Source organism: Caballeronia sp. ATUFL_F2_KS9A (genome assembly GCF_023630765.1).
Lineage (GTDB): Bacteria > Pseudomonadota > Gammaproteobacteria > Burkholderiales > Burkholderiaceae > Caballeronia > Caballeronia zhejiangensis.
In genome coordinates this window covers 40,270-60,331 of record NZ_JALQEK010000049.1, presented here as the reverse complement: position 1 = coordinate 60,331, position 20,062 = coordinate 40,270, and the positions used below count along the sequence as shown (strand labels likewise).

19 protein-coding genes are annotated in these 20,062 nt (G+C 63.1%); 10 read left to right on the top strand and 9 right to left on the bottom strand.

Annotated features, from left to right (window positions below; translation table 11 throughout):
* The first annotated feature begins 200 nt into the window (after positions 1-200).
* Entirely contained in the window at positions 201-458 is a 258-nt protein-coding gene (locus NCS67_RS28440; protein ID WP_008346261.1) for a hypothetical protein, read from the top strand.
* A gap of 61 nt (positions 459-519) precedes the next feature.
* Here the strand turns inward: NCS67_RS28440 and NCS67_RS28435 are convergent, their stop codons facing one another.
* Both NCS67_RS28435 and NCS67_RS28430 read right to left on the bottom strand, forming a co-directional pair.
* Positions 520-1,512: a hypothetical protein gene (locus NCS67_RS28435; RefSeq protein ID WP_250437564.1), complete on the bottom strand. Its 993-nt coding sequence runs from the start codon at positions 1,510-1,512 to the stop codon at positions 520-522.
* A 67-nt stretch (positions 1,513-1,579) separates the two neighbouring features.
* Entirely contained in the window at positions 1,580-3,352 is a 1,773-nt protein-coding gene (locus NCS67_RS28430) for a ShlB/FhaC/HecB family hemolysin secretion/activation protein (protein WP_250437563.1), read from the bottom strand.
* Between the two features lie 1,041 nt (positions 3,353-4,393).
* Between NCS67_RS28430 and NCS67_RS28425 the strand changes: the two genes are divergently transcribed.
* Positions 4,394-5,095: an SDR family NAD(P)-dependent oxidoreductase gene (locus tag NCS67_RS28425; protein ID WP_250437562.1), complete on the top strand. Its 702-nt coding sequence runs from the start codon at positions 4,394-4,396 to the stop codon at positions 5,093-5,095.
* A gap of 4 nt (positions 5,096-5,099) precedes the next feature.
* Here NCS67_RS28425 and NCS67_RS28420 read toward each other — a convergent pair whose 3' ends face one another.
* A complete protein-coding gene (locus tag NCS67_RS28420) occupies positions 5,100-5,921 on the bottom strand; it encodes a helix-turn-helix transcriptional regulator (RefSeq protein WP_175980266.1) in 822 nt (273 codons plus the stop codon).
* A gap of 102 nt (positions 5,922-6,023) precedes the next feature.
* Here NCS67_RS28420 and NCS67_RS28415 point away from each other — a divergent pair, with 102 nt between their 5' ends.
* The 8 genes from NCS67_RS28415 to NCS67_RS28380 all read left to right on the top strand — a co-directional run bounded on the left by NCS67_RS28415 (position 6,024) and on the right by NCS67_RS28380 (position 13,452).
* The gene (locus NCS67_RS28415; RefSeq protein WP_250437561.1) at positions 6,024-6,911 is read left to right on the top strand and encodes an SDR family oxidoreductase; all 888 of its coding nucleotides are present in this window, start codon (positions 6,024-6,026) and stop codon (positions 6,909-6,911) included.
* A 113-nt stretch (positions 6,912-7,024) separates the two neighbouring features.
* Positions 7,025-7,723: a GNAT family N-acetyltransferase gene (locus NCS67_RS28410; protein WP_250437560.1), complete on the top strand. Its 699-nt coding sequence runs from the start codon at positions 7,025-7,027 to the stop codon at positions 7,721-7,723.
* Positions 7,724-7,867: 144 nt separating this feature from the next.
* The gene (gene glyA, locus NCS67_RS28405) at positions 7,868-9,115 is read left to right on the top strand and encodes a serine hydroxymethyltransferase (RefSeq protein WP_008346246.1); all 1,248 of its coding nucleotides are present in this window, start codon (positions 7,868-7,870) and stop codon (positions 9,113-9,115) included.
* A gap of 104 nt (positions 9,116-9,219) precedes the next feature.
* Entirely contained in the window at positions 9,220-9,822 is a 603-nt protein-coding gene (locus NCS67_RS28400; protein WP_008346244.1) for a helix-turn-helix domain-containing protein, read from the top strand.
* Positions 9,823-9,849: 27 nt separating this feature from the next.
* Positions 9,850-10,398, top strand: a complete 549-nt coding sequence (locus NCS67_RS28395) for a GNAT family N-acetyltransferase (protein ID WP_250437559.1) — start codon at positions 9,850-9,852, stop codon at positions 10,396-10,398.
* A 101-nt stretch (positions 10,399-10,499) separates the two neighbouring features.
* On the top strand, positions 10,500-11,630 hold the full coding sequence (locus tag NCS67_RS28390; RefSeq protein WP_250437558.1) for an FAD-binding oxidoreductase: 1,131 nt from the start codon (positions 10,500-10,502) through the stop codon (positions 11,628-11,630).
* A 12-nt stretch (positions 11,631-11,642) separates the two neighbouring features.
* Positions 11,643-12,836, top strand: a complete 1,194-nt coding sequence (locus tag NCS67_RS28385) for a M24 family metallopeptidase (RefSeq protein WP_250437557.1) — start codon at positions 11,643-11,645, stop codon at positions 12,834-12,836.
* A 13-nt stretch (positions 12,837-12,849) separates the two neighbouring features.
* Entirely contained in the window at positions 12,850-13,452 is a 603-nt protein-coding gene (locus tag NCS67_RS28380; RefSeq protein WP_008346237.1) for a dimethylsulfoniopropionate lyase, read from the top strand.
* A gap of 39 nt (positions 13,453-13,491) precedes the next feature.
* Here NCS67_RS28380 and NCS67_RS28375 read toward each other — a convergent pair whose 3' ends face one another.
* From NCS67_RS28375 to NCS67_RS28350, 6 genes are all read right to left on the bottom strand, one after another.
* Positions 13,492-14,511: an alcohol dehydrogenase gene (locus tag NCS67_RS28375; protein WP_008346234.1), complete on the bottom strand. Its 1,020-nt coding sequence runs from the start codon at positions 14,509-14,511 to the stop codon at positions 13,492-13,494.
* A 185-nt stretch (positions 14,512-14,696) separates the two neighbouring features.
* Positions 14,697-16,028 (bottom strand): epoxide hydrolase family protein, encoded by a 1,332-nt coding sequence (locus NCS67_RS28370; RefSeq protein WP_250437556.1) that lies wholly within the window; start codon positions 16,026-16,028, stop codon positions 14,697-14,699.
* Positions 16,029-16,269: 241 nt separating this feature from the next.
* Entirely contained in the window at positions 16,270-17,691 is a 1,422-nt protein-coding gene (locus NCS67_RS28365) for a purine-cytosine permease family protein (protein ID WP_008346231.1), read from the bottom strand.
* Between the two features lie 77 nt (positions 17,692-17,768).
* Positions 17,769-18,932, bottom strand: coding sequence for an acetylornithine deacetylase (gene argE / locus NCS67_RS28360; protein WP_008346228.1), 1,164 nt, complete (start codon positions 18,930-18,932; stop codon positions 17,769-17,771).
* Positions 18,925-19,602, bottom strand: a complete 678-nt coding sequence (locus tag NCS67_RS28355; protein ID WP_008346226.1) for a DUF1028 domain-containing protein — start codon at positions 19,600-19,602, stop codon at positions 18,925-18,927. The genes argE and NCS67_RS28355 overlap by 8 nt, the downstream gene beginning before the upstream one ends.
* The gene (locus NCS67_RS28350) at positions 19,599-20,042 is read right to left on the bottom strand and encodes a RidA family protein (protein WP_008346225.1); all 444 of its coding nucleotides are present in this window, start codon (positions 20,040-20,042) and stop codon (positions 19,599-19,601) included. The genes NCS67_RS28355 and NCS67_RS28350 overlap by 4 nt, the downstream gene beginning before the upstream one ends.
* Positions 20,043-20,062 lie beyond the last annotated feature (20 nt).

Here is a 20,062-nt window from a genome sequence, read left to right as displayed (position 1 = left end):
GTCAACGCCAATGTCAACGGCGGCTTCTCGTTCGCCAGCCCGCAGACCAACGTCGCGCCCGTCACGCAAGTCGATGCCTCGACGCACACGAACGTCGATCTGACCAACGTCACGAAGTCGATCGATGCGGTTGGCAGCGTGCTCGGCGGCGTGAAGCTGTAAGCCCTCACACAGCCATTCACGTCATCAGGAGAGACATCATGTTGAGAATCGAAAACCTCGCCGTCAGCAAGGAACTTGGTCGCGCTGAAATGGGCGCCATCGTCGGCGGCGCGAGCATCTTCCAGAACAACGGCATCAACGCCAACTCGATCACGGGCTTCGCGTTCGCGAGCCCGCAGATCAACGTGGCGCCGGTGACGCAGGTCGATGCATCGCAGTACACCAAGGTCGATCTGACCAACGTGACGAAGTCGCTCGACGCCATCGGCAGCCTGCTGCACGGCGTGAAAGCGTGAAGAACTGAAGCCGCACCGTCGACGGGAGAAGGAACAATTGTGCTTCCTTCTCCTTTCTTCACTACTTTGCGAGCGCAACTGCCTCGCGCTGCGCGATGAAATCCGCGGCAATGCTGTTATACGCAGCCGGAACGACATCGTGGATGTCACCGGCCTTCACCAGTTCACCGTGGTACAGAGCCCCGTCGTACTCGATATGAATCATGCTGTTCGGCGCGGGCTGCAGATAGCGATAGCCGCCCAACGATTGGATGGCCCCTCCGGTCCTGGCCTGGATCTCCTCCAGAGACGCAAACGGATCCTTCCCCTTTGTCAGGTTCGCCCACAAGTGCGTGGTCACGACCGTGTACGGCAACTGATAGATGATGGATCCCTTCGGCATCGGCGATTTGTCGGCGGCAAGCAGAAACGGCAGTCCGTTGACGGCCGGACCCTCGTCCTTGCGAATGGCATCCGAGATCGGCAGACCCGATACGTCGTCCAATTTGATCGTGATTCGCTCCAAGGCCGTCGACATGCCTCGCATGCCGAGCTCATAACCTTGCGATAGCTTCTGGAAGATCTTCGAGTTCGAACCGAAATGGATGTAGGGGGTCGATCGCGACGTGAACGCACCTTCCGCCGTGATATACAGCTGCGTCTCATAGTCTTGCGTATATGCGCCCGCTATCGTTGTGGTCTCTGCGATGAAGTTGTCGTCGCTATCACTGTCGACGTAGAACCGGGTTCTGCCCGAAGCGACGGGCGTGTAGCCTCCGCTGCCGGGATAGTTCGCATCGAACTGATAGAAGCCGCTGCCGCTGTCCTTCAAGAAGATGCTGTTGAAGAAGCTCGCGGCCGCACTGGATGATGTGGGCGCGTCCGATGAAGTCGATGCCGTATCCGCCGAATTCGACGATGTCCCTCCCGTCGCCCCGTTGCCGTTGTTCTCGACAGCCGAGAGTCCGCTGCCGCTTCCGCCTCCACATGCGGCGAGCGCGAGCAGCAGTCCGGCAGTGAGCGCCTTCGCTGTCGCATGAATCGACGCGAGCGTCAGACTCTTCTCGTTGGCCATGTTTTCTCCTTTGTTATTTGGGCCGCAGTGTCTTGACCATGCAATGCAGCCCGAGGTCGATCGCGCGTCAGAATTGCGCGGTCATCTGAAATCCGACCGTCACGCGCGATGTCTCGAGTGAAGACGGCTTGTAAATCGGCATGCCCGCGAAGAAGTCATAGCTGAACCCAGCGTACTTCGACGGAATGCCGCCGCGAACGCCGATCACCGCGCCGACGAGCTGCGTGCCCGCGAGAAACTCGGTATTCGGGCCGAACACGCGACCGTAATCCACGCCGACGTAGAGCGACTGGCGCGTCTGTCCGATCGGCATCTGCAATTCGTTGCGCCAGTAGAAGCCTTTTTCTGCGGCCAACATTTGTTCGCCGTCGAAGCCGCGCACGGTGTAGCGGCTGCCGATCGTCAGGTCGTCGACGTAGTAAAGCTGATCGTTGGTGTATTGCCCGTGTACGGTCGTCACGTAGCGGAAGCTTTGCTTCGCAATGGCAAACGGCATCGACAGGTTCATATCGAGCACGGCCATCTTGAAGCGGTAGGTCGGTGCGCGCGTGGATATGGAGTAAGGATCCGGTTCCGGATCGGGTCTCGCGCCCAGACCACCGATGCCTTGGCGATACGCCAATGTCGCGTCGAACTGTGCACCGCCGAAGTAATGTCGATCGGTCAGTCCCAGTTCGAGGAAAGTATTGTTGCGTCGCTGTAGCCCGATCTCCGTGTCTTCGATGAAGCTCGCACCGAAGCGCTTCGAGAGTTGCATATAGCTGCTGAGCACGTCGCTCTGGCTGCGGCGCAGCACGCGCTGCAGTTTGAGCCCCGCGCTCTGCGAATTGCCGCTCGACACGAACGATTGATTCACACCGGCGATCTGCTGATAGTAAGTGTTCGTGTTGCCATACAGCGTCGCGGTCCAATAGCCCCATGGGATCGAGTAGGAACCGTTGAAGCCGTGCGAGCCCAAAGTCTTGTCGTCGAAGTACAGGTCCTGATTCGCGCCTACGCTCAGGATGTCGTTCAGTCCAAGAAGATTGTCGATGCCCAGGCTGACGTTGCCTTGCCACTTGCCGGTTGCACGGCTGCCGGAGTTGTCGACAGAGGCGACGAACGTCCAAGGCTTGGCGCGCCTGACGGTGATGACGACATCGCTCTCACCGGGCGAGCTGGTCGGATCGACCTTCATGTCGACGTCCTGGCTCGCGACGCGCTTCATCTGCTCGAGGCCTTGCTCGAGATCGCGCAGGTTCAGCACGTCGCCGGGACGCGCCGGAAAAGCGGTCTTCCATGTGCCCGACGTGTTGGGATCGGCAAAGCGCAATTCGCGGATCACGCCGGGGATCAGAGCGAACTTGAGCGTGCCGGTCGACAGGTCCTGTTCGGGCAGCAGCACACGCGTCGTGATCAGTCCGCGGCTCAGTATTGCCTGCTGAAGCGCCTTGGTCAGTACGTTCACGCCGTCCTTGCCGATGCATTGACCTTTGTAGTGGTCGAGCCACTCGCGGGCGAACGCGAACGGATCGAGCGGCAGCGATGATGCGCCCTGCTTCCGAATCGGCTCGGGCAGCGTTTGCGGCACATCGAGCTCGAAGGCGTCGATGCGAAAGCACGGCGTCTCTGAAGGAAGCAACGGATATCGCTTCTCGTCAGGGATTTCCGAGCGCAAGGCCGGCGCTCGAATCGCCGATTCGCGTTGCTGTGCCTCGCGTTGTTGCTGGATTTGCTGATCCTGTATCGCATTCGCGCGCGCGGCGGCGGCTTCGTCTGTGAATGGAATTTGCTGCGCATTTGCTGCGAGCGACATCAGGGCTGTGAACGACAGAGCCGCAAGCCTTTTTCGGTAAATCATCAACTAACTTCTAGGTCTGAATGGAACAAAAAAACCGTCGCGGGCGGCGACAACATCCATACGCCAAACCCGAGCGACTTACCCGACCAAGGCCGAGCAGAACGCCGCTGCTGATGCGTGTGTCGGACGTGGAGAGAGCGTCGTCATCACCATGAACGACGCTCATGAGCGCCTGAACCCGGCCCGGTGAATGAGCCGTGCTCTGATTAACTACGATCCGTCCTTTTACTTTTTCTTCGCCTTCTCGGACGACCGACGGAAACTTCTTACTATCGCCGTCTCCGTCGTGGCCGTAAATAATCCTTTCCTGATCTTTCCATTCAATCAGAAAAAGATTGTGACTATCGTTGGACCATTTCAATACGGGTCAGATGTTGAGAGTCATTCCGTCGTGCTGTCGGCTGCGGTTCGGCCTCGCGCGTCACGCCGACGGCGACTATGCGTAGGTCAATCAGCGGGCCGAGATTCTGGCCGGCGAAGGCGGCTTTAACGTCGATGTGAAGGGCAACATCGATCTGAAAGGCGCGGTGATTGCAAGTGCCGCGGACGCACCGCAGAACAGCTTGAGTACACTGGCACGCCGACGTACAGCGACATCGAGGGCCGTGATCACGGATCTACGTGATCACGATCAAGCGCATACAACGCGCGTTCTGCGCGCCGAAGCTCGCGCTGCCTCCGCTTGACGAATCGTGAACCCGCCGCCCGCGCTGCTCCGATGCGCGCTGCTCGTGGTCACATCCTGCACGCTGACGATGTTCAGATCACCAACGTCCGACACGCGCCGCGTTGCCGAGTCAGAATCCCTTTTTTGCTGATGCGCCAATGACCTGCATCGGTCTTGCGCTGCCCGCATTGACGCTCGTATTCCGCTGCGCCGCGAGCGTGCCACCGTTCGTCAGCGCGCCGGATGTAGCGACGATCACGTCGCGCTGAGAAACCCATCGGCTTTCATCAAAAACAGCCCCGCAGCAGCCGGTCCGCGCGCCGATTTCCCACCCCAGTTATCATCGGTTCCACCTCTCGTCCGAGCGTGAAACCATGAGCACACTTCCCTACCGCAGCGCCCTCATCGTCGGTGCCGGGCCAGGCATCAGCGGCTCTCTTACGCGGCGTCTGCGCGCCGAAAACGTTCCGGTTGTCATCGCGGCGCGCAATGTCGAAAAGCTCGCGGCACTCGTCGATGAGACCGGCGCCATCGCGCTACCCGTCGATGCATCCGATGCCGGTCAGATGGAAACGCTCTTCGCCCAGGCCGAAGCCCGCATCGGCGCGCCGGAAATCGTCATCTACAACGCGAGCGGGCGCGTGCGCGGACCCATCGCGGAACTCGATGCCGAAGAAGTCGCGCAGGCTGTCGCCGTCTCGGCGCTCGGCGCGTTTCACGCCGTCCAGCAGGCCGCGCGCCGCATGATTCCCGCCGGCAAAGGCGCGATCCTGCTGACGGGCGCGACGGCGGGCGTCAAGGGTTTCGCGCTGTCCGCGCCCTTCGCGATGGGCAAGTTCGCGTTGCGCGGCCTCGCACAAAGCGCCGCGCGCGAACTGGCGCCGAAGGGCATTCACGTCGCGCATTTCGTGATCGACGGCGGCGTGCGCGCCGAACATCGCGCCGATCCGCCCGACGCGCCGGACAGCACGCTCGATCCCGACGCCATCGCGCAAACCTATCTCGATGTGCTGCGCCAGCATCGCAGCGCGTGGACGTGGGAAATCGAGCTGCGGCCGTGGGTGGAGAAGTTCTGAAGCGTCACGCGCTCGCGGCGAGCTGGCCGATCCGCTCGGCCATCTCGCGGTCGACGGGCGTGTAGACGATCATGCCGAGATCCGGCCGGCCATCGACGGAAAACGCCGAATATTCCAGCTCGACCGATCCGAGCGCCGGATGCATCAGACGCTTGATGCCGCCGCCTTCTTCGTGGCTGTGGACGTCGTTGTCGCGCCAGAGCGCGTCGAATTCGGGACTCGCGTGCCGAAGCTCTTCGACGAGCTCGCCGACTTCCGACACCAGCCCCGCGCGCGCCACGTCCGCCCGGAACGCGCCGACGACGAAGCGCGCGACGCTGTCCCAGTCGTGCTGCCGCGCGCGGACATCGGGATTGCGGAACAGGAATCGCAGGATATTGCGCCCGCCGGGCGGCAGCGTGCCGTAATCGGTCAGCACGACGGCCGCGGCGCGATTCCACGCGACGACATCCCACGTCGGCGTCTTGACGATAGCCGGGCTCGTCTGCAGCGAATCGAGCAGACGCTGAAGCCGCGGACTGACGCCATCGGCGGACCGGTAACGGACCTCCGGCGGCCGTCCCAGCCCGAGCATGAAGAGATGCTCGCGCTCGGCATCGGTGAGCAACAGCGCGCCGCAGATGCGCTCCAGCACATCGGCCGACGGCGCGCCGCCGCGTCCCTGCTCGAGCCACGTGTACCAGGTCGGACTAATGTTCGCGCGCTGGGCGACCTCTTCGCGGCGCAGGCCGGGCGTGCGGCGGCGTCCGGCGAAACCGAAGCTCGCCGGATCGAGACGCGTGCGCCGGCTGCGCAGAAAATCGCCGAGCGATCTGGCCGTATCCACGGATATGAAACCCTGTTAGTCGTTTTAATAGGATGACGTCACTACTTTAACGGGATAAAAAAACGTCGGATAGTGAGCGCCATTCGACCAGGGAGCTTCACCATGCGAATTTTTCTGACGGGCGCGACCGGCTTCATCGGCTCGGCCTTGGTGCACGAATTGATCAACGCGGGTCATCGGGTGATCGGCATCACGCGCTCGGATGCGGGCGCGCGGGCGCTCGAAGATGCCGGCGCCGAAGTGCATCGCGGCACGCTGGAAGATCCGGAAAGCCTCGCGCGCGGCGCGGCGCTGGCGGATGCGGTCATCCACACGGCCTTCGATCACGACTTCTCGCGCTTCGTCGAGAACTGCGAAAAGGACAAGCGCGCGATCGCCGCGCTCGGATCGGCGCTCGCGGGCACGAATCGTCCGCTCGTCATCACGTCGGGCACCGGCATGGGCAGCGGCGAGCACGGCGAACCGGCGCGCGAGGACGTCTTCAACACGCGTCATCCGAATCCGCGCATCGCGTCCGAACTGGCGGGGAACGCGCTGCTCGATTCCGGCATCAACGTGTCGGTGGTGAGACTGCCGCAGGTTCACGATCCGTTGAAGCAGGGTCTCATCACGCCGCTCATCGGCATTGCGCGCGACAAGGGCGTCGTCGCTTATGTGGGCGATGGCGGCAATCGCTGGCCGGCGGGCCATGTCTCCGATGCCGCGCGGCTCTACCGGCTCGCCGTCGAGAAGGCGGAAAGCGGCGCGCGTTATCACGCGGTCGGCGAGGAAGGCATCGCGAGCCGCGCGATTGCCGAAGCGCTCGGACGCGGGCTGAAGCTGCCGGTCGCGTCGATTTCTCCGGACGATGCAGCCGCGCATTTCGGCTGGATGGCGATGTTCGTCGGCCTGGACATGCCCGCGTCGAGCGCGCTGACGCAGGCGCGCCTCGGATGGAAACCGACAGGCCCGACGCTCATCGCCGATCTGGACGAAGCGCGCTACCCCTGACGCGTTTCGTTTGGCGCAAATGCCCCCGAAACTGTCATTTCCGACAATAGCCGGAACGCTCCGACTCGCCTAAAGTGATCGGCATTCGATCACCTTTCGCAACCGGAGCCGATATGATCCGCCCGACCCACGCCGCACTCGACCGCCCGATCTGGACCGCGCTGACCACGAAGCAGGCGCATCTCGGCCTCGGCGACACACTCGCGCGGCGTTTCCATCCGGATGTCGCGCCGTTCGGGGCCATCGCCTCCGATACACCCGATGCCTGGCGCGCGCTGCACGCGCTGCTGCAACCCGGCGAACACGTCGCGATGCTGTCGGCGGATGCGTTCGCGGACATCGGCGCATTGCACGCGGAGCGCGTCGGCACCATCCATCAGATGATCGCGACGTCGCGTTTCACGCAAAGCATCGACGACCGCGACGTGATCGCGCTCGGCGCTGCCGATATCGACGCCATGCTCGCGCTCGTGCAACGCACGAAACCCGGTCCGTTCGGCAGGCGCACGCGCGAAATGGGCCGCTACATCGGGATTCGCGAGCAAGGCGAACTCATCGCGATGGCGGGCGAGCGCATGGCCATCGACGGTCATGTGGAGATCAGCGCGGTGTGCGTCGATGAACGTTGCCGCGGACGCGGCCTGGCCGGACGGCTCATGAACATCCTGCGCAAGGAAATCGGCGAGCGCGGCGACACGCCGTTTCTGCATGTCTTCAGTCACAACGAAAGCGCCATCGCGCTGTACGAACGGCTCGGCTTCGAGCTGCGTCACGCGTTCACGTTGATGCGAATCAGCCGCCCGATGAAATAAGCATTCACTTGCGGCGAATGCGCAGGTGCCCGCATTCCAGCGCAATGTCGTAATTCTTCTATCCGCGCGAGCCGGCTTTCGATGGAATACGGGACAGTCACGCGTTCCCGCAGCAACCCGCTTCTCTCTTACATGGGTACCATCATGTTCAATCGCGCAGCCAGCACCGTTGAAAACGTCGATCCGGAACTCTGGGCGGCCATCACGAATGAAAACCGACGCCAGGAAGATCACATCGAGCTGATCGCGTCGGAGAACTACACGAGCCCGGCCGTGATGGCAGCGCAAGGCTCGCAGCTCACCAACAAGTACGCGGAAGGCTATCCGGGCAAGCGCTATTACGGCGGTTGCGAATATGTCGACGTGGTGGAGCAGCTCGCGATCGATCGCGTGAAGGAGCTTTTCGGCGCCGAAGCCGCGAACGTGCAGCCGAACTCCGGCTCGCAGGCCAATCAGGGCGTGTTCTTCGCGATGCTCAAGCCCGGCGACACCATCATGGGCCTGAGCCTCGCGCACGGCGGCCACCTCACGCACGGCTCGCCGGTCAACATGTCGGGCAAGTGGTTCAACGTCGTGAGCTACGGCCTCAACGAAGCCGAGGACATCGACTACGAAGCGGCCGAGCAACTCGCGAACGAACACAAGCCGAAGCTGATCGTCGCGGGCGCGTCGGCGTTTGCGCTGAAGATCGATTTCGAGCGTCTTTCGAAGATCGCGAAGAGCGTCGGCGCGTATCTGATGGTCGACATGGCGCACTATGCCGGCCTGATCGCGGCGGGCGTGTATCCCAATCCGGTGCCGCACGCCGATTTCGTCACGACGACCACGCACAAGAGCCTGCGCGGCCCGCGCGGCGGCGTCATTCTGATGAAGGCCGAGTTCGAGAAGCAGATCAACTCGGCCATTTTCCCGGGCATTCAAGGCGGTCCGCTGATGCATGTGATCGCCGCGAAGGCCGTCGCGTTCAAGGAAGCGCTGTCGCCGGAGTTCAAGGAATATCAGCAGCGCGTGGTCGACAACGCGCGCGTGCTGGCCGAAACGCTCGTGAAGCGCGGTCTGCGTATCGTCTCGGGCCGCACGGAAAGCCATGTGATGCTTGTCGATCTGCGCGCAAAGAAGATCACCGGCAAGGCAGCGGAAGCCGCGCTCGGCGCCGCGCACATCACGGTCAACAAGAACGCCATTCCGAACGATCCGGAGAAGCCGTTCGTCACGAGCGGCGTGCGCCTCGGCTCGCCCGCGATGACCACGCGCGGCTTCGGCACGAAGGAAGCGGAGATCGTGGGCAACCTGATCGCCGATGTGCTCGAAAGCCCGGAAGACGCGGGCAACCTCGAACGCGTTCGTCAGCAGGTCGCGGAATTGACCAAGCGCTTCCCCGTGTACGGCTGATCTGAACCGGTTATAGGCGTGATCGGCGGGCTTCGCTGTCTTCGTGCAGCGAAGCCCGCTTTCGCTTGACATCGACGTCTAGTTTATTGGACACTCCGTCCACTATGCTAGATACCGTCAAGCCTTCCGCTGAAGCCGACATCAACCAGCGCATCGCGGATCGCGTCCGCGAGTTGCGTGCCGCGCGCGGCTACACGCTGGACGCGCTCGCGGCGCGCTGCGGCGTGAGCCGCTCGATGATCTCGATGATCGAGCGCGGCGCGGCCAGCCCGACCGCCGTCGTGCTCGACAAGCTCGCGGCGGGCCTGGGCGTATCGCTCGCGAGCCTTTTCGGCGGGGAAGCGGAAGGCGCGCCCGCGCAACCGCTCGCGCGGCGCCGCCAGCAATTGAAATGGCGTGATCCCGAATCCGGCTATACGCGCCGCAATCTATCGCCTGCGGGCTGGCCGTCGCCGTTTCAGCTCGTCGAAGTGGACTTTCCGCCGGGCGCGCGCGTCGCGTATGAAACCGGCGGACGCGAATCGAACATGCACCAGCAAGTCTGGGTGATGAGCGGACGCATCGACATCGTGATCGGCGACGAGCTTCACGCGCTTCAGCAAGGCGACTGCCTCGCGATGCGCCTCGACCGCCCGCTCATCTTCAGCAACCCGGCTTCGAAAGCGGCGCGCTACATTCTCGCCATCGGCGACGCGTCCGCCAACTGATTCATCTTAAGCCTGAACGGATATCGAATGAACACCACCGATCCGCACGACGACGTGCGCCTCATCGATTGCAACGAGGCCGAACACGCGCCGGCCATCCTCGACATACTGAACGAAGCCATCGTCAACTCGACCGCGCTGTACGACTACGTGCCGCGCCCAGCCGAAGCCATGTCGACGTGGTTCGCCGCGAAACGCGCGGGCGGGTTTCCGGTTGTCGGCGCCGTCGATGCGTCGGGCAAGCTCATGGGCTTTGCGAGCTGGGGCACGTTCCGCGCGTTTCCCGCCTACAAGTACACCGTGGAGCACAGCGTCTATGTGCATCGCGATTGCCGTGGCCTCGGGCTCGGCGAGCGGCTGCTGCGCGAACTGATCCGGCGCGCGCGCGAAGCACAAGTGCATGTGCTCGTCGGCTGCGTCGATGCGACGAATGCGGGCAGCATCCGCCTGCATACGCGGCTCGGCTTCACGCATTCGGGAACGATCACCGAAGCCGGGTTCAAATTCGGCCGCTGGCTGGATGCGGCGTTCTATCAGCTCAAGCTCGAAACGCCCGTCGCGCCGGTCGACGGCTGACGCATAACATCAAGTAATGGAACGCGGAAAATAAAGCGCGTTGACGGTGTTTATGGGCGATCCAATACTTCGCTCATCGCCAACGCACTCTTTTTCGCGCCATGAATCCCGTCGACAGAATTTTTGCTCCCGCGGTCGATCTCGACGATCGCCTCGCCGATGCCGCCACCTGGGAACATGGCGGCAAGCTATGGCCGAGCGGCGAGCAACAGACGCTGACGTGCTGCCGCGTCGTCGACGAAACGCACGATATCAAGAGCTTCGAATTCCGCACCGCCGACGGCCTGCCCGTGCGGTTCGAACCGGGCCAGTTCATGACGGTGTCGGCGAAGGTGCAAGGGCATTCGGTCGAGCGTTGCTACACGATCTCCTCCGCACCGACGCGCCCGTTTTTGCTCTCGATCACGGTGAAGCGCGTGCCGGGCGGAACGATGTCCAACTGGCTGCACGACAACATGAAGCCCGGCAGCGAACTGCGTGCATACGGTCCTTCCGGCGCTTTCACGCCGAGCGTCGCGCCCGCGAGGAAATCGCTGTTTCTGTCGGCGGGATCGGGCGTCACGCCGCTCATGTCGATGACGCGCGCGAGCATCGACCTTGGGCTGGATCGCGACATCGTGTTCATCCACAGCGCGCGTACGCCTGCGGATATCGTGTTCCGCGATGAACTCGCGCGATTCGCGAAGCTCTCGCCGCGCCTGCGCGTGTTCTTCGTGTGCGAAGGCATCGGCGACGAGACGCAGTGGCAAGGTCCGATCGGCCGTCTCAGCCTGCAATTGCTGTCGCAATGGGCGCCCGACTATCTGGAGCGCGAGGTCTTCACGTGCGGCCCGGCCGGCTACATGAGCGCGGTGCGGACGTTGCTTCGCGAAGGCGGTCACGATCCGGCGCGCTATCACCAGGAAAGCTTCGATATCGGTGCGGGCGTCGCGCCCGCGCCTTCGCCGAACGAAGCCGGCGTTGCGCAGGAAACCTTCACCGTGAAGCTGTCGCGCTCGTCGAAATCGTTCACGATGAACGCATCGCAAACGGTGCTGTCGGCGGCGAAGAAGGCGGGCGTCGCGGTGGCGTCATCGTGCAGTCAGGGCATGTGCGGGACGTGCAAGACCAAGGTGCTCGAAGGCACCGTCGACATGAATCACAACGGCGGCATTCGCGAAAGGGAAGTCCAGAAGGGATTTCGCCTGTTGTGCTGCAGCCGTCCGACTTCGGACCTCGTACTGGAACTGTGAGGAGACGCGCACATGGCGGTCGAAGACCCGGTGCGGACGATGCGCGATGTCAGAACCTATCGGCTCGCGCGCGTGCTTGCGCAATTGAAGCGACACGAATGTCCCGCGATCCTGCTGTACGACCCCGTCAATATCCGCTATGCGACGGACACGTCCAACATGCAGATATGGACCGCGCGCAATCCGTCGCGCTACATCATGGTGTTCGCGGATGGCCGCATCGTCGCGTGGGAGTTTCATAGCTGCGAGCACGTTTGGGACGGCATCGAGTTGAACGTCGAAATGCGCGGCGCGGTGAGCTGGATTTATTTCAGCGCGGGCCACGAAGCGGAAAGCCGCGCCGAAGTGTGGGCGAACGAAATCGTCGATGTGTTTCGCGCGCACGCGCGCGGCGACAGCCGGCTCGCGGTCGACCGGCTCGATCCGATCGGCTCGGCGCTGCTCGTCAATCGCGGCCTTACCTTGCTCGACGGTCAGGCGATGATGGAAGACGCCCGCGCGATCAAGTCGGCGGGCGAGCTCGTGCTGATCGGCGAATCGCTGCGCGCGTGCGAGGCCGGTATCGAACGGATGCGTCGCGAGCTTCGGCCCGGCATGACCGAGCAGGAGCTATGGGCGCATCTTCACTTCGAGAACATCCGTCACGGCGGCGAATGGATCGAGACGCGACTGCTCGCGTCCGGCGAGCGCACCAATCCGTGGATGCGCGAATGTTCGTCGCGCGTGCTGCAAAACGGCGAACTGCTTGCCTTCGATACCGACATGGTCGGCCCGCACGGCTACTGCTCCGACATTTCGCGCACCTGGACGGTGGGCGACACGCGTCCATCCGACGAGCAACGCAAGCTGTACGAACTGGCTTATTCTCAGGTGCATTTCAACATGGACCTGCTGCGTCCGGGCATGACCTATCGCGAGTTCTCCGAGAAGGCGTGGAAGATTCCCGCGCCGTACGTGAAGAACCGGTATAGCTGCATCGCGCATGGCATCGGCATGGTCGATGAAGCGCCGGCCATCGCCCATCAGGTCGATTGGGACAGCGCGGGCTATGACGGCGTCTTCGAAACGGGGATGACGCTGTGCATCGAAAGCTATATCGGCGCGGAAGGCGGATGTCAGGGCGTGAAACTGGAGGAACAAGTGGTGCTTACGGAGCACGGCTGCGTGCCGCTCACGGCATGCAGCTTCGAGACCGACTGGTTGTGACGGAGAGCGCTTCATGAATCGTCGTGCGCAGAACGTGGCGGCTTACATCGCCATCGCGGAGAAGCTGTTTCAATCGGAGAAGCTGCCGGAAGCGGGACGTCGCGTCGCGGCGCGCGTGTTCGAGCGATTGCGGACGCCATCCGACGATGGCGCGCGGCATCGCACGCGCTATCCCGCATGCGAATGGCTCGACGCGACGCTCGCGCCTTTCATCGACGATGACACCGGCTTCGGCACCGCCGCGCGCGCGATCAAGGCGCTCGAACCCGATCTCGGCTGGTCGCGCCGATCATCGGGCCTGAACGGTAGCGACGGCTATATCGATGCACACGTGCACGGCATGATCTGCGGTCCCGGCGGCGCGGAGAGCCGTTATGACGTGCAATTGGGCTTTTCGCTGATGCTGCCGCATACGCGTTATCCGGATCACAGTCATCCGCCCGAGGAAGCTTATGTGCTGTTCACGCCGGGCGAGTTTCGGCAGAACGGCGGAGAATGGCGCGATCCGGGCATCGGCGGCGGGATTCATAACGTGCGGAATAATCCGCACGCGATGCGGTCGGGTGATGTGCCGTTTTTCGCGATCTGGTGTCTGTTGACGAGGGAGGGGGATTAGGCGGCTTTCGAAGCCCCGCCCAGCGGGGCTTCGCTCACCTCACTTCCCCGGCGTCAACACAACCCTGAACCGCGCCTTGCCGCTCATCATCCGTTCATACGCCTCGCCCGCGCGCGACAGCGGATATTCCTCGATCATCGGCTTCACGCCCGACAGCGCGCTGAACGCGAGCGTTTCCTGCGAGTCCGCCGCCGTGCCCGACGGCCAGCCCTGCACCGAGTTGCGCCCCATGATGAACTGCGTGATCGGCACCTCGACCGGCTCTTCCGATATCCCGACCATGATGAGCTTGCCGTTCAGCCCCAGCCCGCCGATGGTCGCGCTCATCGCCTTGCCGCTCGTCGCCGTCGCGAGTATCACGCGCGCGCCGCCGAGCGCCTTGAGCGCGTCGGCCACGTTCTGCGATTCGCTGTCGATGTAATGATGCGCGCCGAGTTGCTTCGCGAGCGGCGCCTTGTCCTGTCCGCGCGCGATGGCCACCGTCTGGAAGCCCATCTTGCGCGCGAACTGCACGCCCAGATGACCGAGCCCGCCGATGCCGAGCACCGCGACCACATCGCCCGCGCGCGCGCCGCTGTTGCGCAGCGCATTGAACGTGGTGATGCCCGCGCAAAGAAGCGGCGCGGCATCGACGTCGGAGAGATCGTCGGGCATACGCGCGAGCGCTTCCTGCGGCGCCACCATGTATTCCGCGTAGCCGCCGTCATAGCTGATGCCCGGCACCAGCGCGCGCTGGCAAAGCACGAAGTCGCCGTGCCGGCAATGCTCGCAATGGCCACAATGCCCGCCGTGCCAGCCCACGCCGACGCGCTGACCCTTTTCCCATCCTTCGACGTCCGCGCCGAGCTTCTCGATCACGCCTGCGATCTCGTGTCCCGGCACGCGCGGAAACTGCAGACCCGGCCAGAGTCCTTCGACGGTCAGCGAATCGCTGTGGCAGATCCCGCACGCCTGCACCTTGATGAGCACGTGTCCGGCGGGCGGTTCCGGCACATCGCGCTCGACGACTTCCAGCGGACCATTCGCTTTCGTTACCTGCACTGCCTGCATCGTTGGCATCGCTTGCTCCTTGTCATGGAGAAACACGCGCGGCGCACCTCGCGCGCCGCAATCGGATGAGACGGCCCGGTCAATCGCACTCCCGAGCGCATCGTCGAGAAACGTCGGAGATTGCGATTGTGACAGGGTTCCGCCCGATGCATCGGCCGCGCGTCCATGCGCGCGCTGACCGCGATGCGCCGCCTTTACGCCGAACGCAGCGGACGGAAGCCCGCGCGAACTTCATCCGTGAAGGCTTGCGGCTGCTCCCATGCCGCGAAATGCCCGCCTTTCGCCAGACGGTTGTAGTGAATCAGCTTCGGATACGCCTTCTCCGTCCAGCTTTGCGGCGCGGCATAGATCTCGTCCGGAAACACGCTCACCGCCACCGGAATCGCAACATGCTTCGGCGCGAAGAAGTTGAGCTTGTTTTCCCAGTACAGCCGCGCCGATGAAACGCCCGTGTTCGTCAGCCAATAAAGCGTGATGTTGTCGAGGATGTCGTCGCGCGTGAGACCCTCCGCCTGTCCGTCGAACACACGCGCGATCAGCGCCTGGCTCGCCGCGTCGTGATCGATCATCCATGCCGCGAGACCGATCGGCGAATCCTCGATGCCATACAGCGTCTGCGGCCGATTCGCCATTTCCTGCGCGTAGCCGAGGCCGTGTTTGTAGAAGTAATCGAGTTGATCGAACGCGTGCTTTTCATCGCCGGCCAAACCCGCGGGCGCGGGATTGCCGTACTTCAGCGCGTTGGCGATATCGTCCGGCACCGTCGCCGGCATGTTCGTGTGCATGCCGATCAGTTCCGGCGGCGCGATAAGCGCCATCTGCTCGGTCACCGCGTTGCCCCAGTCGCCGCCCTGCGCGACATAGCGCGTGTAGCCGAGCCGCTGCATCAGCGCGATCCATGCGCGCGCGATGCGCTGCGGGTCCCAGCCGGTCGTCGCCGGCTTGCCGGAAAATCCGTAGCCGGGCAGCGACGGAATCACGACATCGAACGCATCCGATGCATTGCCGCCATGCGCGGTCGGATTCGTCAGCGGATCGATGATCTTCAGTTGCTCGATGATCGAGCCGGGCCAGCCGTGCGTGACGATCATCGGCAACGCGTTCGCATGTTTCGAGCGAACGTGGATGAAGTGGATGTCGAGTCCGTCGATCTCGGTGACGAAGTTCGGCACCGCGTTGATCCGCGCTTCGACCTTGCGCCAGTCGTAAGCGGTCGACCAATGGCGCGCGAGTTGCTGCATCGTCGCGAGTTGCACGCCTTGCGAGGCATCGGCGACGGTTTCGCGTTCGGTCCAGCGCGTCGACTGCACGCGCCGCTTCAGATCGGCGAGTTGCGCATCCGTTGCGTGGATGCGAAGCGGGCGAATCGCGGTCTTGTCGCCGCTCTTCACTTGCACGATGTCCGCCGTGCTCTGGATCGAATCGGCGAATGCGACGCGGCTCAATGCGCTCGCCGCGATGCTCGCCGCCGCGACGCCGATGAAATGACGGCGCGAAGCCGTCCGGAGAGGACGATCGTTCGACATGACAAGCTCCTGAATGCGTGTGCGAGGAGGAGCGATGTGTGCCGCAACGAATCAGAATCACTGAACCGCACTTGCAGGCCGCCGTTCGGCAAGCCTGGGATCGTCACCGCCTCGATGCGCCGCGAAGGGTTTTCGCAGCAGGTGACGCGATTATGTGCATGTGCACACTCGACGTAAATGCAGCCGGGGTTACAACAGAATTGTCGGGCGGGAAAGAGTCCCGCCCGACATCGCTTATGAATCACCGCGCCACATTCGACGCCACACGCGCACCGTTCTGCCTGCGCCGATAACTCGTATCGCGCGATGCAAGCCAGTAATAAACCGGCGACGTCAGCAGCAATCCAACGATCCACGACAGATCCGCGCCGTCGAGATACTTGGGCACCGCGCCCGCATACATCGGCGTGTTCATGAACGGAATCTGCACGACGATACCGATCGCATAAGCGATCAACGCCTGCGGATTGAATCGTCCATAGATGCCGCCGTCTACCTGAAAGATCGACTGGATGTCGTACTTGCCTTTGTGGATCACATAGAAGTCGATGAGATTGATCGCGGTCCACGGCACCAGCACGACGAGCAGCGCAAGCACGAGATCGACGAGATTCGCGACGAAGTTCGTCGATGCGCCGATCGCGCCATAGCAGCACGCGACGAGAATCGCGACCGACAACACGGCGCGCGCTTTCGCCGTCGGAATCCAGCGATACGCGAACGTCTGCAATGACGTGATCACCGCGAGCACCGCGCCATACAGGTTCAACGCGTTGTGGCTGATGACGCTCAACAGGAACAACACGAGCATCGGCAGGCCGAGCGGTCCGGTGGCGAGCTTCACGGCATCCATCGCGTCGGCGCCGGGCGGCACCGCGAGCACCGCGACCGCGCCGAACACGAAGGCGAGCGTCGAGCCGATCGTGCAGCCGAGATACGTCGCCCAGAACGTCGACGAGACGCGCACGGTCGCCGGCAAATAGCGCGAATAGTCGGACACGTAAGGCGCGAACGCGATCTGCCACAGCGCGGAAAGCGATACCGTCGCGAGCCAGCCGGCGAAGTTGAAGCCGCCGCGCGTGAGGAAATCGTCCGTCGAGACATGCGTGAGGATGTAGCCGAAGCCCACGCAAATGCCGATGCCGAGGACCCACGTCCCGATGCGGTTCAGGATATGAATGAACTTGTATCCGATGATGCCGATCAGTCCCGATCCCAGCGCGCCGATCACGATGCCCACGGGCACCGACACCGACGTCTCGATGCCATGCAGCGACTTCCCCGCGAGCACGATGTTCGACGCGAAGAAGCCCACGTACATCACGCCCGCGATGACGGTCACGAGCAACGCGCCCCACGATCCGAACTGCGCGCGGCTCTGGATCATCTGCGGAATGCCCATTTGCGGCCCTTGCGCGGAATGCAACGCCATCAGCACGCCGCCGACCGCCTGTCCGACGACGATCGCAACGATGCCCCACAGCAGGTTCAGATGAAAGATCTGCACGCCGAGCGCGCCCGTCACGATCGGCAAGGGCGCGATATTGCCGCCGAACCATAGCGTGAACAGGTCGCGCACTTTGCCGTGACGATCCTCGGGCGGCACATAGCCGATGGTGTGCTTCTCGATCAACGGAGAAGCGTTGCGTGATGCACTAGTCAAAGTCGTCTCCAGTTTGTGCGCGGCAAAGCGATGCCCTGACGCGCATCGCGCCCGTATCGCCTGCGGCGTGTGAGAAATCAGGCTGTGGTCGAAAGATGATCGGCGAGGCGTATCAGCATCGCGTCGCAATCGTGGAGTTGTTCGAGGGTTACGTACTCATCGGGCTTGTGTCCCTGATCCATGCTGCCGGGACCGCATACGACAGTCGGAATGCCTGCCTGATCGAAGAGTCCGCCTTCCGTGCCGAACGCCACCGTGCCGAATTCCGACGATCCGCTCAAGAGCGCGACGAGACGCGCCGCTTCGCTTTCGGGCGATGTCGCGAGTCCGGGATACGCGGATAGCGCTTCGAGGCGAACGTCCGTCTCGGGTTCAATGGCGCGCATCTTCGGCAGCAGTTCGGCTTGTGCGTACGCCTGCAAATCCTTGGCGACCGTGCTCGCTTCGAAGCCGGGAAGCGCGCGCACTTCGAAGTCGAATTCGCATTCGGCCGGCACGATGTTGAGCGCACGACCGCCCTTGATGACGCCCGTCTGCACGGTCGAATACGGCGGATCGAAGCGCTCGTCGTGATGCTCGGGCTGCGCCAGCCGTTCGCCGATTTCTTCAAGCCGATTGATGAGGCGCGCTGCATATTGAATCGCGTTCACGCCATACGGCGCATAGGCGGAATGACAAGGCGCGCCTTTCACCTGACAACGCATCGCGAGCTTGCCCTTGTGACCGAGCACCGGCTTCAACGATGTCGGCTCGCCGATCAGACACAGAACGGGCTTGTGCGCGCGCTTCTCCAGTTGCGCGAGCATCGGCCGCACGCCGAGGCATCCGACTTCCTCGTCGTATGAAAACGCCAGATGCACGGGCAATCTCAGTTCGCGCTCGATCAACATCGGCACGGCGGCCAGCACCGACGCGAGAAAGCCCTTCATGTCGGCTGTGCCGCGGCCATAGAGCCGTCCATCTTTTTCCGTGAGACGGAATGGATCGACGGTCCACGGCTGGCCATCGACCGGCACGACATCCGTATGCCCCGAGAGCACGATGCCGCCGCGATCGCGCGGTCCGATCGTCGCGAACAGATTCGCCTTCGTGCGCTCCGCGTTGTAGAACAGCTCGCTTTCGATGTCGAACTGCGCGAGGTAATCGCGAACGAACTCGATCAGCGCGAGATTCGAATCGCGGCTGACGGTCGCGAAACTAATCAGCTTGTCGAGCAGATCGCGGCTCGTCGTGTCACTCATCGCCCGGCACTCCGTAGCTCGGCGCAGCGGTCGGGTTCAATGCGCGGGTCACGTAGTCCTGCATCTGCGGCTCGTACGCATGCCACAGGTCATCGAGCTTGCCGATGGGATCGTCATCGGCCCAGTCGACGCGCAGATCGACGAGCGGCCAGCTTTGCTCGCCCGCGATCTTCAGCGCCGCCGAATGCACCGGCCCCGCTTCGCCGCCCGCCGCGATCGCCGCATGCATCGCGGCAAGCAGACGATCCGCAAGCTGGCCCGATGCGTTCTCGAATGCGGGAATCATCGCTTCGATGACATGCACGCCCGCGAGCATGTTGCCCGCCGCGACGCATTGCCTGCCCGCGACCGCGTGATACGTGCCGAGCGCTTGCTTGCCGCTGAAGAACGCGGTGTGGCCTTGCGCATCGACGACCGTCACCTGCCGATACTCGCTCCATTCGTTCGCGCTCAACGCGCGTTCGAGTGCGGCGTTCGCATCGAGCTTGGCGCTTTCGATGTAATCGAGAATTTGCGGACCGAGCGCGGGCAGCGTGACGTTCTGCGTCGCGACGACGCCCACGCCCGCGCGCACCCACGGACAGCGCGCGCCCACCGCGATGCTCGACGAACTGATCGCGATGCCGAGCTGCCCGGTCTCTTCACATCGTCCGACGATCGAGAATGTCATGCGCGCTCCTGAGGCGGCGTCCATCCATCGGGGATGACGGCGATCACGTCGATCTCCATCAGCCATTCGGGTTGTCCGAGCGCGACGACGGTAAGGCCCGTCGAAATCGGAAACACGCCCTTCAGCCATTTGCCGACTTCGCGATACACCGGCTCGCGAAAGCGCACATCGGTGAGATAAGTCGTCGTCTTGACGATATGCGAGAGATCGCTGCCCGCTTCTTCGAGCAACTGCTTCACGTTCTTCATCGCCTGCTCGGCCTGCGCGCGCGGATCGCCGAGACCGACGAGATTGCCGTCGAAGTCCGTGCCGATCTGACCGCGCACATAAACGGTATTGCCCGCGCGAACGGCCTGGCAGAGGTCGTTATCGAGGGTCTGATTCGGGTACGTATCCTTCGTGTTGAACATGCGGATACGGGTATGCGTAGGTTGGCTCATCGAATGCACCTTGATTCCGG

What these genes read in the sequence shown, in the direction of transcription:
- NCS67_RS28440 (WP_008346261.1), top strand. Translation starts at nt 201, where the DNA reads ATGTTGAGAATCGAAAACCTCGCCGTCAGCAAGGAACTTGGTCGCGCT.
- NCS67_RS28435 (WP_250437564.1), bottom strand. Translation starts at nt 1,512, where the DNA reads ATGGCCAACGAGAAGAGTCTGACGCTCGCGTCGATTCATGCGACAGCG.
- NCS67_RS28430 (WP_250437563.1), bottom strand. Translation starts at nt 3,352, where the DNA reads ATGATTTACCGAAAAAGGCTTGCGGCTCTGTCGTTCACAGCCCTGATG.
- NCS67_RS28425 (WP_250437562.1), top strand. Translation starts at nt 4,394, where the DNA reads ATGAGCACACTTCCCTACCGCAGCGCCCTCATCGTCGGTGCCGGGCCA.
- NCS67_RS28415 (WP_250437561.1), top strand. Translation starts at nt 6,024, where the DNA reads ATGCGAATTTTTCTGACGGGCGCGACCGGCTTCATCGGCTCGGCCTTG.
- NCS67_RS28410 (WP_250437560.1), top strand. Translation starts at nt 7,025, where the DNA reads ATGATCCGCCCGACCCACGCCGCACTCGACCGCCCGATCTGGACCGCG.
- glyA (WP_008346246.1), top strand. Translation starts at nt 7,868, where the DNA reads ATGTTCAATCGCGCAGCCAGCACCGTTGAAAACGTCGATCCGGAACTC.
- NCS67_RS28400 (WP_008346244.1), top strand. Translation starts at nt 9,220, where the DNA reads ATGCTAGATACCGTCAAGCCTTCCGCTGAAGCCGACATCAACCAGCGC.
- NCS67_RS28395 (WP_250437559.1), top strand. Translation starts at nt 9,850, where the DNA reads ATGAACACCACCGATCCGCACGACGACGTGCGCCTCATCGATTGCAAC.
- NCS67_RS28390 (WP_250437558.1), top strand. Translation starts at nt 10,500, where the DNA reads ATGAATCCCGTCGACAGAATTTTTGCTCCCGCGGTCGATCTCGACGAT.
- NCS67_RS28385 (WP_250437557.1), top strand. Translation starts at nt 11,643, where the DNA reads ATGGCGGTCGAAGACCCGGTGCGGACGATGCGCGATGTCAGAACCTAT.
- NCS67_RS28380 (WP_008346237.1), top strand. Translation starts at nt 12,850, where the DNA reads ATGAATCGTCGTGCGCAGAACGTGGCGGCTTACATCGCCATCGCGGAG.
- NCS67_RS28375 (WP_008346234.1), bottom strand. Translation starts at nt 14,511, where the DNA reads ATGCCAACGATGCAGGCAGTGCAGGTAACGAAAGCGAATGGTCCGCTG.
- NCS67_RS28370 (WP_250437556.1), bottom strand. Translation starts at nt 16,028, where the DNA reads ATGTCGAACGATCGTCCTCTCCGGACGGCTTCGCGCCGTCATTTCATC.
- argE (WP_008346228.1), bottom strand. Translation starts at nt 18,932, where the DNA reads ATGAGTGACACGACGAGCCGCGATCTGCTCGACAAGCTGATTAGTTTC.
- NCS67_RS28355 (WP_008346226.1), bottom strand. Translation starts at nt 19,602, where the DNA reads ATGACATTCTCGATCGTCGGACGATGTGAAGAGACCGGGCAGCTCGGC.
- NCS67_RS28350 (WP_008346225.1), bottom strand. Translation starts at nt 20,042, where the DNA reads ATGAGCCAACCTACGCATACCCGTATCCGCATGTTCAACACGAAGGAT.